This is a genomic window from Pseudomonas sp. CFBP13528, assembly GCF_005233615.1.
Taxonomy (GTDB): Bacteria; Pseudomonadota; Gammaproteobacteria; order Pseudomonadales; family Pseudomonadaceae; genus Aquipseudomonas; species Aquipseudomonas fluorescens_AM.
In genome coordinates this window covers 45465-59934 of sequence record NZ_QGAJ01000002.1, presented here as the reverse complement: position 1 = coordinate 59934, position 14470 = coordinate 45465, and the positions used below count along the sequence as shown (strand labels likewise).

General features: G+C 59.1%; 15 protein-coding genes, 1 tRNA gene and 1 pseudogene. 11 read left to right on the top strand and 6 right to left on the bottom strand.

The annotated features are described in order from the left end of the window. Positions 1-34 precede the first annotated feature (34 nt). On the top strand, positions 35-340 hold the full coding sequence (locus tag PspCFBP13528_RS03765) for a YkgJ family cysteine cluster protein (RefSeq protein ID WP_065950609.1): 306 nt from the start codon (positions 35-37) through the stop codon (positions 338-340). A 132-nt stretch (positions 341-472) separates the two neighbouring features. Here the strand turns inward: PspCFBP13528_RS03765 and PspCFBP13528_RS03760 are convergent, their stop codons facing one another. The 6 genes from PspCFBP13528_RS03760 to hemA form a co-directional block, all read right to left on the bottom strand. Further along, positions 473-991, bottom strand: coding sequence for an acyloxyacyl hydrolase (locus tag PspCFBP13528_RS03760; protein ID WP_065888032.1), 519 nt, complete (start codon positions 989-991; stop codon positions 473-475). Between the two features lie 99 nt (positions 992-1090). Beyond that, on the bottom strand, positions 1091-1885 hold the full coding sequence (gene murI, locus PspCFBP13528_RS03755; RefSeq protein WP_065950608.1) for a glutamate racemase: 795 nt from the start codon (positions 1883-1885) through the stop codon (positions 1091-1093). Beyond that, positions 1878-2633 (bottom strand): molybdopterin-synthase adenylyltransferase MoeB, encoded by a 756-nt coding sequence (locus PspCFBP13528_RS03750; RefSeq protein ID WP_137199665.1) that lies wholly within the window; start codon positions 2631-2633, stop codon positions 1878-1880. Before PspCFBP13528_RS03750 ends, murI begins: the two co-directional genes overlap by 8 nt. Then, positions 2627-3457: a peptide chain release factor N(5)-glutamine methyltransferase gene (prmC, locus tag PspCFBP13528_RS03745; RefSeq protein ID WP_137199664.1), complete on the bottom strand. Its 831-nt coding sequence runs from the start codon at positions 3455-3457 to the stop codon at positions 2627-2629. The genes PspCFBP13528_RS03750 and prmC overlap by 7 nt, the downstream gene beginning before the upstream one ends. Continuing rightward, positions 3458-4540 carry a peptide chain release factor 1 gene (gene prfA / locus PspCFBP13528_RS03740; protein WP_065950605.1) on the bottom strand — a complete coding sequence of 361 codons (1083 nt, stop codon included), beginning with the start codon at positions 4538-4540 and terminating at the stop codon, positions 3458-3460. It lies immediately after the preceding gene. Beyond that, positions 4537-5826: a glutamyl-tRNA reductase gene (gene hemA / locus PspCFBP13528_RS03735; RefSeq protein ID WP_065950604.1), complete on the bottom strand. Its 1290-nt coding sequence runs from the start codon at positions 5824-5826 to the stop codon at positions 4537-4539. The genes prfA and hemA overlap by 4 nt, the downstream gene beginning before the upstream one ends. 120 nt (positions 5827-5946) lie before the next feature. Between hemA and PspCFBP13528_RS27750 the strand changes: the two are divergent. The 10 genes and pseudogenes from PspCFBP13528_RS27750 to PspCFBP13528_RS03685 all read left to right on the top strand — a co-directional run. Then, positions 5947-6033 (top strand): annotated as a pseudogene (locus PspCFBP13528_RS27750) (outer membrane lipoprotein carrier protein LolA); the annotation flags it as partial. A 108-nt stretch (positions 6034-6141) separates the two neighbouring features. Next, entirely contained in the window at positions 6142-7866 is a 1725-nt protein-coding gene (locus tag PspCFBP13528_RS03725; protein ID WP_101218175.1) for a tetratricopeptide repeat protein, read from the top strand. A gap of 4 nt (positions 7867-7870) precedes the next feature. After that, the gene (lolB, locus tag PspCFBP13528_RS03720; RefSeq protein WP_065950602.1) at positions 7871-8488 is read left to right on the top strand and encodes a lipoprotein insertase outer membrane protein LolB; all 618 of its coding nucleotides are present in this window, start codon (positions 7871-7873) and stop codon (positions 8486-8488) included. A gap of 49 nt (positions 8489-8537) precedes the next feature. Further along, positions 8538-9341, top strand: coding sequence for a 4-(cytidine 5'-diphospho)-2-C-methyl-D-erythritol kinase (ispE, locus tag PspCFBP13528_RS03715; protein ID WP_241669067.1), 804 nt, complete (start codon positions 8538-8540; stop codon positions 9339-9341). A gap of 37 nt (positions 9342-9378) precedes the next feature. Further along, a tRNA-Gln gene (locus tag PspCFBP13528_RS03710) sits at positions 9379-9453 on the top strand. 46 nt (positions 9454-9499) lie between these two features. Then, entirely contained in the window at positions 9500-10441 is a 942-nt protein-coding gene (locus PspCFBP13528_RS03705; protein ID WP_003208392.1) for a ribose-phosphate pyrophosphokinase, read from the top strand. A 136-nt stretch (positions 10442-10577) separates the two neighbouring features. Next, positions 10578-11180, top strand: coding sequence for a 50S ribosomal protein L25/general stress protein Ctc (locus PspCFBP13528_RS03700; protein WP_065888041.1), 603 nt, complete (start codon positions 10578-10580; stop codon positions 11178-11180). Positions 11181-11347: 167 nt separating this feature from the next. Further along, positions 11348-11932: an aminoacyl-tRNA hydrolase gene (pth, locus tag PspCFBP13528_RS03695; protein ID WP_003188350.1), complete on the top strand. Its 585-nt coding sequence runs from the start codon at positions 11348-11350 to the stop codon at positions 11930-11932. A 21-nt stretch (positions 11933-11953) separates the two neighbouring features. After that, positions 11954-13054 carry a redox-regulated ATPase YchF gene (ychF, locus tag PspCFBP13528_RS03690; RefSeq protein WP_057725888.1) on the top strand — a complete coding sequence of 367 codons (1101 nt, stop codon included), beginning with the start codon at positions 11954-11956 and terminating at the stop codon, positions 13052-13054. 310 nt (positions 13055-13364) lie between these two features. Continuing rightward, complete coding sequence (locus PspCFBP13528_RS03685) at positions 13365-14303, top strand: sigma 54-interacting transcriptional regulator (RefSeq protein WP_137199663.1); 939 nt, start codon at positions 13365-13367, stop codon at positions 14301-14303. Positions 14304-14470: the final 167 nt, after the last annotated feature.

Here is a 14470-nt window from a genome sequence, read left to right as displayed (position 1 = left end):
CAGCTTGCCGCTTAAAGCTTGAAGCTGCCGCCCTATGACCCACATCCCTCACATCCAGATCACCGAACCCGCCGTCACCTGCTCGACGTGCGCGGCCTGCTGCTGCCAGCTGGAAGTCATGCTGATCACCGACACCGGCGTGCCGCAGCGCTATATCGACACCGATGACTGGGGCGGCGAAGTGATGCTGCGCCTGGATGATGGCTGGTGTGCGGCGTTGGACCGGGACACGATGATGTGCACGATCTATGAGCTCAGGCCGTTGATATGCCGGGAATTCGAGATGGGGGCGCCGGAGTGCCTTGAAGAGCGTGCAGGGATTGCCACGGTCTACCGTTGATATTCAAATGAGTACAGATCCAAATGTGGGAGGGGGCTTGCCCCCGATAGCGGTGGGTCAGTTGTACATCTATTGACTGACACTCTGCCATCGGGGGCAAGCCCCCTCCCACATTGGTTTTTCAGTGTTCCTTTACAGCGGCATGGTGTAGTGCAGCGCGTAGCTCTCTACCCCATCGTTATTGCTGCTGATCCCGGCGTTGGAATAATGCGTGGCACGAATACCCACTTCATGCCCGCCGGCAAACCGCAGGCCGAAACCCAGGCGGTCTTCGAACTGAAAGGACTGGCCGATGTTGTTATCTTCCAGCTTGGTGCGGGAGAACAACGCCACCCCGATCCCGGCCTCGATGTATGGCTTGACCGATTCCCCGGCAAACTCATACACAAACACGGGCGAGAACGACAGGCTGCTGGCGCCTGCACGGTCATCACCTTCCCAATACGTATAAGCGCCGCTCCAGTAGCCCGTCAGGCGACCGACATTGCTCTGCATCCAGCTTTTGTCCCAATCGGAGGTCAGGCCCAGACGGTAGGTCAGCGTTGAATCGCTGGTGCTGCCCAGCCCGAACTCCAGGCCGGCGGCCTGGGTGGTAATAGAGTGTCCCACCATCACAGCCGCAATAGCAGCCATACAGAACAAGCGCTTCATAGAAACTACCTTTGCGAACGAAGTTATTGATTATTTACAGGCCATCTCGTAATAGAAGCCAGCATAGAGCCAGAAGTTCAGCGAGATTTCACGAAATTTTCACGAGGCGAAGCTTCGCACAACTCCGGGATATTTCCAAAGTGTTGGTAGGATATTTCTGAGGTGATACACATCGCCGCTGGTCCAGAACTGCGCAGTCAGGGGTGCGCCGCCGGCCAGCAAGTCCCGCTCGCCCAGTAGACGCTTGAGCTGGCGCGCGACGGCGGCACCGGTGTCGATCAGGATGATGCTCGCGGGCAGCATCTGCGCCAGCAGTGGCTTGAGGAAGGGATAGTGGGTGCAGCCGAGGATGATGGTGTCGCAGCCGGCGCTGAGCAGCGGTTCGATATAGCCCTGCAATAACTGGCGCAGGGCCGGGCTGTTCAGGTCGCCGGTTTCAATCAGCTCCACCAGGCCCGGACATGGCTGGGTAATCACCCGCACGTCAGTGGCGAAGCGGTCGAGCAAGGCGGCGAACTTGGCGCTTTGCAGGGTGCCGGTGGTGGCCAGCACGCCGACCACGCCACTGCGCGTCGCGGCGGCCGCCGGTTTTACCGCAGGCTCCATGCCGACCAAGGGCCAACCGGGGTAGTCCTGGCGCAAATCGGCAACGGCGGCAACCGTCGCAGTGTTGCACGCAATCACGAACGCCTTGGCGCCCTGCCCGCGAAAAAACTCGGCGACCAGGCGCGAGCGCTCGCGGATGAAGGCCGGGGTTTTCTCGCCATAGGGGATGTGCCCGCAATCGGCCACGTACAACAGTGACTCATGGGGCAGTAACCGTTGGATTTCGTCCAGTACCGACAGGCCGCCGACCCCGGAATCGAACACACCGACGGGCGCGTCCTTAAGCATGGTGCGTCCCGCACACGCTGCAACCCGGGTCACGCTTGACGCGCAGCTCACGCAACCGCGTAGTCAACGCATCGATCAGCAACAAGCGCCCCACCAGCGGCTCACCAAACCCGGCCAGCAGTTTCAAGGCTTCCAACGCTTGCAGGCTGCCGACCAGCCCCACCAGCGGGCCGATGACGCCGGCTTCGCTGCAGCTCAGTTCGGTGTCACTGCCGTGCCCGTACAAGCAGTGGTAGCACGGGCTTTCGGGGCGCCGTGGGTCGAAGACCGACAACTGCCCTTCAAGGCGAATCGCCGCGCCACTGACCAACGGTTTGCCGGCGACAACACACGCGGCATTGACCGCTTCGCGGGTGGAAAAGTTGTCGCTGCAATCGAGTACCACGTCCACCGCCGCAACCGCCGCCGCCAACGAGTCGACATCCAGCGCGGCGCGGTGGGCGATCAGTGTGACTTCGGGATTGATGGCGCCCAGCCGACGCATGGCCGAATCAACCTTGGTCTGCCCGACGCTGTCGGTGTCATGGATAATCTGGCGTTGCAGGTTGGTCAGATCGACGCTGTCGAAATCCGCCAGATGCAACTCGCCGACCCCAGCGGCGGCCAGGTACAGCGCGACCGGCGCCCCCAGCCCTCCCAGGCCGACGATCAACGCGCGGCTGTTTTTCAGGCGCAACTGGCCGTCGATGTCGACCTGCTGCAACAGAATCTGTCGGCTGTAGCGCAACAGCTCGTGGTCACTCAGCACGAGCGGCGTCCCAGGGTGATGCGTTCGTGGCCGCCGAGGTCGATACGGCTGTGCACCTGTTCAAAGCCCTCACCGAGCAACAGGTCACGCACGGCCAAGGCCTGGTCGTAGCCATGTTCCAGCAACAGACGGCCACCGGCATTCAAGTAGGCCGGAGCCTGTCGGATGATCAGGCGCAGGTCGTCCAGCCCGTCATGGCCGGCCACCAGTGCGCTGGCCGGCTCGAAACGCACATCGCCCGCGGCCAGGTGCGGGTCGTTGGCGGCGATATACGGCGGGTTGCTGATGATCAGGTCATAGGTACGGCCTTGCAGCGCGCCGAACCAATGGCTGTTGAGCACCACCGCATTATTGAGATGCAGCCGCTGGCGGTTGCGCTCGGCCAGGGCCACAGCCTCCAGTACGCGGTCGACGGCCGTGACCTGCCACATCGGACGCTCACTGGCCAGGGCCAGGGCAATGGCACCGCTGCCGGTGCCCAGGTCCAGGACCTTGGCGGGAATGGCCGGCAACAGTTCCAGGGCGGCTTCCACCAGCAGCTCCGTATCCGGACGCGGGATCAGCGTGTGGGGGGCGACTTCCAGGTCCAGCTTCCAGAAGCCTTGCTGGCCGAGGATATAGGCCACCGGTTCACCACCACGACGGCGCTGCAGGTAGTCGGCAAAGGTCAGGGCGTGCTCGCTGCTGACGATCTTTTCCGGCCAGGTGTGCAAATAGCTGCGGGACTTGCCCAGGGCAGCGGCCAGCAGCAATTCGGCATCCAGGCGCGCGGTGGGCGAGTCGGGCAGGTCGGCGGCGCGCAACAGGCTGGCAATAATGGTCATTTACTCACCTATCGCCGCCAATTGATCGGCCTGGTATTCGGCGAGCAGCGGCTCGATCACCGCGTCAACGCCACCGGCAAGGATTTCATCCAGGGAATACAGGGTGAGGTTGACCCGATGGTCGGTGACCCGGCCCTGGGCAAAGTTGTAGGTGCGGATGCGTTCGGAGCGGTCGCCCGAACCCACCAGCAACTTGCGCTCGCTGGCAATTGCATTGGCGGCGGCGCTGGTCTGCTGGTCATTCAGCTTGGCCGACAGCCAGGACATCGCCCGCGCGCGGTTCTTGTGCTGGGAACGCTCTTCCTGGCATTCCACCACGATGCCCGACGGCAAGTGGGTGATACGGATCGCCGAGTCGGTCTTGTTGACGTGCTGGCCGCCCGCGCCCGATGAGCGGTAGGTGTCGACGCGCAAGTCCGCCGGGTTGATCTCGATCGCTTCCTGCTCGTCCGGCTCGGGCAACACTGCCACGGTACAGGCCGACGTATGGATACGGCCTTGGGACTCCGTCGCCGGGACGCGCTGCACACGGTGCGCGCCGGACTCGAACTTGAGCTTGCCGTAGACGTTGTCGCCTTCGACCCGCGCGATGACTTCTTTATAGCCGCCGTGCTCACCTTCGTTCTCGGACAGGATTTCCACACGCCAGCCGCGCCGCTCGGCATAACGCGAGTACATGCGAAACAGGTCGCCGGAGAAGATCGCCGCCTCGTCGCCGCCGGTGCCGGCACGGATTTCGAGGAACACGTTGCGCCCATCGTTAGGGTCTTTGGGCAGCAACATCCGTTGCAGGTCGCCTTCCAGTTCAGCGAGTTTTTCCTTGGCCTCGCGCACTTCTTCCACGGCCATTTCGCGCATGTCCGGGTCATTGTCCTTGAGCAGCGCCTGGGCGCCCTCAAGGTCGGCCTGCACTTTCAGCAGGTTTTTGTAGGTGGTCACGACCGGTTCAACGTCGGCGTATTCCTTGGAATAGGCGCGGAATTTGGTTTGATCGGAGATGACTTCGCCATCGCCGAGCAAGGCGGTCAGTTCTTCGAAACGGTCCTGGAGCACATCCAGTTTATTGAGCAGTGACGCTTTCATTGCAGTTTTTTATCCGAAGAGCTATCTGACGCGCCCTCACCGAGGGCAAAGAGTTCCTGGGCCATGGCCAGCGCATCGAGGCGGCCTTCGGCAGTAAGCTTTTTCAATTGTACGCTGGGGGCGTGGAGCAGCTTGTTGGTCAGGCCACGGGCCAGCTGCATCAACACGTCTTCGGCGCTGCTGCCATTGGCCAACAGGCGCTGGGCCTTGATCAGTTCCTCATCGCGCAGGCGTTCGCCCTGCTGACGATACGCCTTGAGCACATCCACCGCCGCCAGCTCGCGCAGGCGCACCATGAAATCCTCAGCGCCGATGCTGACCATTTCCTCGGCGGCCTGGGCAGCACCCTGGCGACTCTTGAGGTTTTCGGCGACCACTTCGTGCAAATCGTCGACGCTATAGAGGTAAACGTCGTCCAACTCGCCGACTTCAGGCTCGATATCCCGGGGAACGGCGATATCCACCATAAAAATCGGTTTGTGCTTGCGCAGCTTCAACGCGCTTTCGACCGCGCCTTTGCCCAGGATCGGCAATTGGCTGGCGGTGGAGCTGATGACGATGTCGCTGCGCACCAGCTCAGCCGGGATGTCCGACAGCAGCACGGCATGCGCGCCAAACTGCTCGGCAAGGATGCTCGCGCGCTCAAGCGTGCGGTTGGCCACCACAATACGCTTCACCCCCAGCTCATGCAGGTGACGAGCGACCAGAGTAATGGTTTCGCCAGCACCGATCAGCAGCGCCTGGCTGCGCTGCAGGTCGCTGAAAATCTGCTTGGCCAGGCTGACGGCGGCAAACGCCACGGACACCGGGTTCTCGCCGATGGCCGTATCGGTGCGCACTTGCTTGGCGGAGTTGAACGTGGCCTGGAACAGACGCCCCAGCAGCGGGCCGACAGTGCCGGCCTCGCGGGCTACGGCATAGGCTGACTTCATCTGGCCAAGAATCTGCGGCTCGCCCAACACCAGCGAGTCGAGACCGGCCGCCACGCGCATCATGTGACGAACGGCCGCATCCTCTTCATGCACATAAGCGCTGGCGCGCAGGTCGTCGAGGTCCAAATGGTGATAATCGGCCAGCCAGCGCAGGACGACATCCGCCGAGAGATGCTCCTGCTCTATATAAAGCTCGCTGCGATTGCAGGTCGAAAGGATCGCAGCTTCGCGACTGTCGGTGAGCCGGCAGAGCTGCTGCAAGGCCTCAACCAACTGCTCCGGCGTAAACGCCACGCGCTCGCGCACGTCTACTGAGGCAGTCTTGTGGTTAATACCGAGTGCGAGGAAGGCCATTCATTATCGCTGATGATGTCGGGAAGCCGACAATTGTCCTACTTCGAAAGATCCAGAACAACCACCGTCGTCTATTGTCCCTATACCTTGTGCCTATCAATGCACACTGTAGGAGCGAGCATGCTCGCCAAAAACGTCAACGATAACGCGGGGAGCCTGGCGCTCAGCGCCGCTCTCAGGTTTTTCGCGAGCAAGCTCGCTCCTACAAAGGAAAGGCAAAAGGCAGCAATAGTCGTATTCCGAGTGCCCCGGTTATGTTTGGCCGAAGGCTTGTGTCATGATGATCCGACCGCAGGTTAGTCGTCCTCTTCCTATATGAATAGATCTTCCGCGTTGCTCCTTGCTTTTGTCTTCCTCAGCGGCTGCCAGGCTATGGCACCCGTGTCGCCGGACGCTGCACCGCCGGTGGAAGACAGCACCCCCGTCCCTGAAAAGCCCAAGGTTTATTCCTCGTTCAGCGAAGAAACGGTCTACAGCCTGCTGACCGCAGAACTGGCCGGCCAGCGTAATCGCTTCGATATTGCCCTGGACAACTACGTCACCCAGGCCATCAATACCCAGGACCCCGGTATCTCGGAGCGCGCGTTCCGCATCGCGGAGTACCTGGGTGCAGACCAGGCCGCGCTGGACGCCTCGTTGATCTGGGCGAAAAACGCCCCGGACGACCTGGAGGCTCAACGTGCGGCCGCCGTGCAGCTGGCACGCGCCGGGCGCTATGACGACTCCATGGTCTATATGGAAAAAGTCTTGCAGGGCAAGGGCGACACGCATTTCGACTTCCTGGCACTGTCGGCTGCCGATACCGACCAGGACACGCGCAATGGCCTGATGAAGAGTTTCGACCGCCTGCTGCAAAAGCATCCGAAGAACAGCCAGCTGATTTTCGGCAAAGCCCTGCTGCTGCAACAGGATGATGAAGCCGACGCCGCCCTCAAGCTGCTGGAGCAGAACCCGCCGGAAGAGGGTGAGATCGCACCGATCCTGCTGCGCGCACGCCTGTTGCAGAACCTCAACCGCGGCAAGGAAGCGATTCCGCTGCTGGAAAAAAGTATCAAGAAGTATCCAGACGACAAGCGCCTGCGCCTGACTTACGCGCGGATGCTGGTTGAGCAGGACCGCATGGAAGACGCCAAAGTGCAGTTTGCCAACCTGGTCCAGCAATACCCGGACGACGACGAACTGCGCTACTCCCTCGCGCTGGTGTGCCTGGAAGCCAAGGCCTGGGACGAGGCCAAGGGCTACCTGGAAGAGCTGGTCGCACGCGAAAGCCATGTGGACTCGGCGCACCTGAACCTGGGCCGCATCGCTGAAGAGCGCAACGACCCGCAGGCGGCTCTGCTTGAGTACGCCCAGGTCGGCCCGGGCAATGACTACCTGCCGGCCCAGTTGCGCCAGGCCGATATCCTGATGAGCAACGGCCGCACGGACGAAGCGGAGAAACGCCTGGCCGCCGCCCGCGATGCCGAACCGGACTACGCGATCCAGCTGTACCTGATCCAGGCCGAAACCTTGTCGGCCAACAACCAGGGCGAACGCGCCTGGAAATTGCTGCAACAGGCGTTGCTGCAATACCCCGACGACCTGAACCTGCTCTACACCCGCGCCATGCAGGCGGAAAAACGCAATGACCTGGCGCAGATGGAAAAAGACCTGCGCCTGATCATCAAGCGCGACCCGGACAACGCCATGGCCCTCAACGCCTTGGGTTATACCTTGTCCGACCGCACCACGCGCTACGCCGAAGCCAAGACGCTGATCGAACAGGCGCACAAGCTCAACCCGGAAGACCCGGCCGTGCTCGACAGCCTGGGCTGGGTCAATTATCGCCTGGGCAACCTCGACGAGGCCGAGCGCTTGCTGCGCCAGGCCCTGGAGCGCTTCCCCGACCATGAAGTCGCCGCTCACCTGGGCGAAGTGTTGTGGGCCAATGGCAAGCAACGCGAAGCGCGACAGATCTGGGAAAAATTCCTCAAGGAACAACCCGAAAGCCCTATCCTGCGCAGCACCATCAAGCGCCTGACCGGATCCGAGACCTTATAAGCTTATGTTTTTGCGCCACGTTATCGTTTTCAGTTTCATCGCCCTGCTCGCCGGTTGCGCGGGTGTTGGTTCCCGCGAATCCGTTGAAGGCCAGGGCAACCCGGCACAATGGCAACAGCACAAGGACCAGCTCAGCAGCATCGACGGCTGGCAGATCGAAGGCAAGGTCGGGGTGCGCGCGCCGAAAGATTCCGGCAGCGGCACCTTGTTCTGGCTGCAGCGCCAGGACTACTACGATATTCGCCTGTCTGGCCCGCTGGGTCGCGGTGCGGCCCGCCTGACCGGCCGACCCGGACAAGTGAGCCTTGAGGTGGCCAACCAGGGCCGCTACGAAGCGAGCTCCCCGGAAGAACTGCTGGAGCAGCAGATCGGCTGGAAACTGCCGGTCTCGCACCTGGTGTGGTGGGTGCGCGGCCTGCCGGCGCCGGACAGCAAAAGCCGCTTGAGCCTCAATGGCGACAGTCGCCTGGCCTCCCTGGCGCAGGATGGCTGGCAGGTCGAGTACCTGAGCTACGTGCAACAGAACGGTTACTGGCTACCCGAGCGCATCAAGCTGCACGGCACCGACCTTGACGTCACGCTGGTGATCAAGGACTGGCAACCGCGCAAGCTGGGGCAATAACGTGACAGTCGCAAAACTCACACTGCCCTCCCCCGCCAAACTCAATCTGATGCTGCATATCCTGGGCCGTCGTGAAGACGGCTACCACGAGTTGCAGACGCTGTTTCAATTTCTCGACTACGGCGATGAACTGACCTTCGCCGTGCGCGACGATGGCGCGATCAAGCTGCACACCGAATTCGCAGGCGTGCCCCACGACAGCAACCTGATCGTGAAAGCGGCGAAAAATCTTCAGCAGCAATCCGGCTGCCCACTCGGCATCGATATCTGGATCGATAAAGTCCTGCCCATGGGCGGCGGTATCGGTGGGGGCAGCTCAAACGCCGCGACCACATTGCTCGGGCTCAACCACTTGTGGCAATTGGGCTGGGACCAGGATCGCCTGGCTGCGCTGGGCCTCACGCTAGGTGCTGACGTCCCGGTTTTCGTGCGTGGGCATGCCGCATTTGCTGAGGGTGTGGGGGAAAAACTGACCCCTGTAGACCCCGAGGAGCCGTGGTATCTCGTGCTTGTGCCGCAAGTATCTGTAAGTACAGCAGAAATTTTTTCAGATCCGTTGTTGACACGTAACTCTTCTCCCATTAAAGTGCGCCCCGTTCCCAAGGGAAACAGTCGAAATGACTGCTTACCGGTTGTAGCAAGGCGTTATCCAGAGGTACGTAACGCTTTGAATTTGTTAGGTAAATTTACCGAAGCAAAATTAACCGGAACTGGAAGTTGTGTGTTTGGGGGCTTCCCAAGCAAAGCTGAAGCTGATAAAGTCTCGGCCCTTCTTACAGAGACCCTTACAGGGTTTGTAGCAAAGGGAAGCAACGTTTCGATGTTGCATCGCAAGCTGCAAAGTCTGCTCTAAAAGGAATCGAGTGTTAGGCACTCGTTGCAACAGATACAGGGGCGTCGCCAAGCGGTAAGGCAGCAGGTTTTGATCCTGCCATGCGTTGGTTCGAATCCAGCCGCCCCTGCCATTTTCTAATACTCATCCAGGTTACCCTCAGCCTCTAGGTACTGCGCGTGTCCAAGATGATGGTCTTTACGGGGAATGCCAACCCCGATCTGGCTCGACGTGTCGTACGTCAGCTGCATATCCCTCTCGGTGACATCTCTGTCGGTAAATTCTCCGACGGCGAAATTACAGCCGAGATCAATGAAAATGTCCGCGGTAAAGACGTCTTCATTATCCAGCCGACCTGCGCTCCGACCAACGATAACCTGATGGAACTCGTCGTGATGGCTGATGCCTTCCGCCGCTCCTCAGCGACTCGAATCACAGCTGTAATCCCTTACTTTGGTTATGCCCGTCAGGATCGCCGTCCGCGCTCCGCACGTGTGGCCATCAGCGCGAAAGTCGTTGCTGACATGCTGACCGTGGTAGGTATCGACCGTGTGCTCACGGTTGACCTGCACGCTGACCAGATCCAGGGATTCTTCGATATTCCAGTAGATAACATCTACGGCTCCCCCGTTCTGGTGGATGACATCGAAGACCAGCGCTTTGAAAACCTGATGATCGTGTCCCCGGACATTGGTGGCGTCGTGCGTGCACGAGCGGTTGCCAAATCCCTGGGCGTGGACCTCGGTATCATCGACAAACGCCGCGAGAAAGCCAATCACTCTGAAGTGATGCATATCATCGGTGATGTCGAAGGGCGTACCTGTATTCTGGTTGATGACATGGTCGACACCGCCGGCACCCTGTGCCATGCGGCGAAAGCCTTGAAAGAGCACGGTGCCGCAAAAGTCTTCGCCTACTGCACACACCCTGTGCTGTCGGGCCGAGCGATCGAAAACATCGAGAACTCCATGCTGGACGAACTGGTGGTGACTAACACCATCCCGTTGTCCGCTGCAGCTCAAGCCTGTTCGCGTATCCGTCAACTGGATATCGCACCGGTAGTTGCCGAAGCGGTTCGCCGCATCAGCAACGAAGAATCGATCAGCGCGATGTTCCGCTAAGGGTCAGACCTGCGGACCACCCACTGACGAAAAGCGCCCCGCCCCAGCATTCCGCTGGGGCGGGGCTTTTTTGCCCATATCGAGTTCGGCGCTGGTCGCAAACGCCCCTCGATGATGGCTATTTTGGAGATACAACATGAACGATTTTACTCTGAACGCCCAAGCGCGTACTGACCTGGGGAAAGGTGCGAGCCGCCGCCTGCGTCACGCCGCCAACATCCCAGCCGTTGTCTACGGTGGCAACAAGCCTGCTGAATCCGTGACCATTCTGGCCAAGGAAATCGCCAAGCTGTTCGAAAACGAAGCGGCCTACAGCCACGTTATCGAACTGAACGTCGATGGCGCCAAGCAGAACGTGATCGTTAAAGCGATGCAGCGTCACCCTTCCAAGCAGTTCATCATGCACGCTGACTTCGTTCGCGTTGTAGCTGGCCAGAAACTGACCGCTATCGTGCCTGTGCACTTTGTGGGTGAAGAAGCTCCGGTCAAGAAAGGCGGCGTGGTTTCCCACACCACCACCGAGATCGAAGTCAGCTGCCTGCCGAAAGACCTGCCTGAGTTCATCGAAGTCGACCTGTCGAACGCTGAAATCGGCACCATCATTCACCTCTCCGACCTCAAGGCGCCTAAAGGCGTTGAGTTCGTTGCACTGGCTCACAACGACGACAAGGCTGTTGCCAACGTCCACGCGCCACGTGTTGTAGCTGAAGATGAAGCTGAAGAACCCGCTGCAGAGTAATACGCTCTGTAACGAAGGAGCTTGAGGAAACATCGCGGACCGAAACGTAGCGAGAAAGCGGGCGATAACGCGGCGTTTACTCTTGAGTAAATGATGTAATGTTGTCCACTTTCGCCGCACTCAAGTCTGGCGATGTTATCCACAACTCCAAAGGAAGGGCCCCTGTCGTGACTGCCATAAAACTGATCGTTGGCCTGGGAAATCCAGGCGCCGAATACGAACAGACCCGGCATAACGCGGGGGCCCTTTTTGTTGAGCGTATCGCCCACGCCCAAGGCATCAATCTTGTGGCCGATCGCAAATATTTTGGCCTGACCGGGCGCTTCTCGCACCAGGGTCAGGATGTTCGTCTGCTGATTCCCACCACCTACATGAACCGCAGCGGCCAGGCTGTCGCGGCGCTTGCGGGATTTTTCCGGATCAAACCCGAAGAGATCCTGGTGGCCCATGACGAACTGGACCTGCCACCCGGCGTTGCCAAACTCAAGTTGGGCGGCGGGCATGGCGGGCACAATGGTCTGCGCGACATCATCGCGCAGTTGGGTAATCAGAATAATTTCTACCGTCTGCGGCTCGGCATTGGCCACCCAGGCGTTGCCAGTATGGTTTCAAATTTCGTCCTGGGTCGTGCGCCACGCGCCGAACAGGAAAAACTCGATGCCAGCATCGATTTTGCCCTCGGCGTGCTGCCGGATATCTTCGCCGGTGAATGGAACCGTGCGATGAAAAACCTGCACAGCCAGAAGGCCTGACTTTTACCGAGGGGAAACACCATGGGATTCAATTGCGGCATCGTCGGCCTGCCCAACGTCGGCAAATCCACCCTGTTCAACGCCCTGACCAAGTCCGGTATTGCAGCGGAGAACTTCCCCTTCTGCACCATCGAGCCTAACAGCGGCATCGTGGCCATGCCTGACCCGCGCCTGGCGGCGTTGGCGGCCATCGTGAACCCCAAGCGCATCCTGCCGACTACCATGGAATTCGTCGACATCGCCGGCCTGGTCGCCGGTGCCTCGAAAGGTGAAGGCCTGGGCAACAAGTTCCTCGCCAACATCCGTGAGACCGATGCCATCGCCCACGTGGTCCGCTGCTTTGAAGACGAGAACGTGATTCACGTCTCCAACAGCGTCGACCCCAAGCGCGACATCGAGATCATCGACCTGGAACTGATCTTCGCCGACCTCGACAGCTGCGAGAAGCAACTGCAGAAAGTCGCGCGTAACGCCAAGGGCGGCGACAAGGATGCAGTAGTCCAGAAAGGCCTGCTGGAGCAGTTGATCGCTCACTTCACCGAAGGCAAGCCTGCGCGCAGCTTGATGAAGAACATGAGCACCGACGAAAAAGCGGTGATCAAGGGCTTCCACCTGCTGACCACCAAGCCGGTGATGTACATCGCCAACGTTGCTGAAGACGGCTTCGAAAACAATCCGCTGCTCGACGTGGTCAAGGCCATCGCCGACGAAGAAGGCGCGATCGTTGTACCGGTGTGCAACAAGATCGAAGCGGAAATCGCCGAGCTGGACGATGGCGAAGAAAAAGACATGTTCCTCGAGGCCCTGGGCCTGGAAGAGCCTGGCCTGAACCGCGTGATCCGCGCCGGTTACGAAATGCTGCACCTGCAGACCTACTTCACTGCCGGTGTAGAAGAAGTGCGCGCCTGGACCGTGAAGGTCGGCGCTACCGCGCCACAGGCTGCTGGCGTGATCCACACCGATTTCGAGAAAGGCTTTATCCGTGCTGAGGTGATCGCTTACAACGACTTCATTCAGTACAAGGGTGAAGCGGGGGCCAAGGAAGCGGGTAAGTGGCGTTTGGAAGGTAAGGAGTATATCGTCAAGGATGGTGATGTGATGCACTTCCGTTTCAACGTGTAACCGTCTCCTGCTGTTTTTCCGCAATAAAAAGCCGATGCATTGCATCGGCTTTTTATTGCGTGCCTGTTAGGTCATATCTAAAAAGCATTATTAAGTCTGATCCAGGACACACTCAGAAAAGTCCTATTTAAAAACTCCATCTACGATTGAATTATCCTCTAGCTTCCCCACAACGAAACTTGTCCTACGCCAAGTTAGCACTTAGCTGCGTGAAATCCTGATGACAACTCCTATACACTTCGGCTTACTGACTAAGCCTCTATAGCGTCTTTCAGCAATGATGCAATAATGATAATGGAGTAATCATTGAATGTCGGCCTTCGACTCTTTGGAAAACGAAACAGACATTTCACTCGTTGAAGACCATGGCATTGACAGTATGTTGAGCAGCACTGCCCCCCTCAACATTGACATTCTACTGTTGGGAGAAACCGGCACCGGCAAGGATACCTTGGCGCAGCGAATTCATCGCCTCTCGGGAAGACGGGGGAACTTCATCGCCTTGAACTGCGCCGCCATTCCCGAAAGCCTGGCGGAAAGCCAGTTGTTCGGGGTCAACAGCGGTGCCTATACGGGGGCGGTGCAATCACGGGCAGGTTCTGTCGAAGCCGCCCATATGGGCACCCTGTACCTGGACGAGATCGACAGCATGCCTTTAAGCCTGCAGGCCAAACTGCTGCGGGTGCTGGAGGGGCGAGGGGTGGAGCGCCTGGGCTCGACGCGATTTATTCCGGTGGACATGCGTGTCATCGCCTCCGCCCAGCACTCGCTATACGAAATGGTCGATCAAGGGGCTTTCAGGCGCGACCTGTATTTTCGTCTGAGTGTCGTCAACATCCAGCTTCCTGCGCTACGCGATCAACGTGAACGCATCATCCCCTTGTTCCTGAAAATGATCCAACAAGAAGCGAAGCACTTCAAATGCATCGCACCGACGCCTTCAGGAGCGTTGCTGCAACAACTGCTGTGCCACCCCTGGCGCGGAAATATCCGCGAGTTGCGGTCGACAGCCAAACGCTTCGTCCTGGGCTTGCCGCCCCTTTCAGCCCCCATCAACAGCGGTACTGATACCCAGACCGACCTGAAGGCGCGCATGCAGCAAATTGAAAAATCGATGATTGAAGAGTCGTTGCGCCGGCACCAGCACTGCGTAGATAAGGTTGCGGTCGAGCTGGGGGTTGCCAAGCGCACATTATATTACCGGATGAAACAGCTTGAGATATCGCTGAGCCAAGCACTGCGTTCATGAGAGAAGCTTGCCGCCATAGAAATATTTAGAAACCTGTAATTCCATGTCCTATGGAACGCCCGGCACTTACAAGCCACATATTCAATGCCAAGGTCAATTTGTAAGGAAACCTGAACAACCTTTCAACTTCACAATGGCAGTCTATTTTTAATAACCAGTAGTTGGAG

What these genes read in the sequence shown, in the direction of transcription:
- PspCFBP13528_RS03765 (WP_065950609.1), top strand. Translation starts at nt 35, where the DNA reads ATGACCCACATCCCTCACATCCAGATCACCGAACCCGCCGTCACCTGC.
- PspCFBP13528_RS03760 (WP_065888032.1), bottom strand. Translation starts at nt 991, where the DNA reads ATGAAGCGCTTGTTCTGTATGGCTGCTATTGCGGCTGTGATGGTGGGA.
- murI (WP_065950608.1), bottom strand. Translation starts at nt 1,885, where the DNA reads ATGCTTAAGGACGCGCCCGTCGGTGTGTTCGATTCCGGGGTCGGCGGC.
- prmC (WP_137199664.1), bottom strand. Translation starts at nt 3,457, where the DNA reads ATGACCATTATTGCCAGCCTGTTGCGCGCCGCCGACCTGCCCGACTCG.
- prfA (WP_065950605.1), bottom strand. Translation starts at nt 4,540, where the DNA reads ATGAAAGCGTCACTGCTCAATAAACTGGATGTGCTCCAGGACCGTTTC.
- hemA (WP_065950604.1), bottom strand. Translation starts at nt 5,826, where the DNA reads ATGGCCTTCCTCGCACTCGGTATTAACCACAAGACTGCCTCAGTAGAC.
- PspCFBP13528_RS03725 (WP_101218175.1), top strand. Translation starts at nt 6,142, where the DNA reads ATGAATAGATCTTCCGCGTTGCTCCTTGCTTTTGTCTTCCTCAGCGGC.
- lolB (WP_065950602.1), top strand. Translation starts at nt 7,871, where the DNA reads ATGTTTTTGCGCCACGTTATCGTTTTCAGTTTCATCGCCCTGCTCGCC.
- ispE (WP_241669067.1), top strand. Translation starts at nt 8,538, where the DNA reads ATGCTGCATATCCTGGGCCGTCGTGAAGACGGCTACCACGAGTTGCAG.
- PspCFBP13528_RS03700 (WP_065888041.1), top strand. Translation starts at nt 10,578, where the DNA reads ATGAACGATTTTACTCTGAACGCCCAAGCGCGTACTGACCTGGGGAAA.
- ychF (WP_057725888.1), top strand. Translation starts at nt 11,954, where the DNA reads ATGGGATTCAATTGCGGCATCGTCGGCCTGCCCAACGTCGGCAAATCC.
- PspCFBP13528_RS03685 (WP_137199663.1), top strand. Translation starts at nt 13,365, where the DNA reads ATGTCGGCCTTCGACTCTTTGGAAAACGAAACAGACATTTCACTCGTT.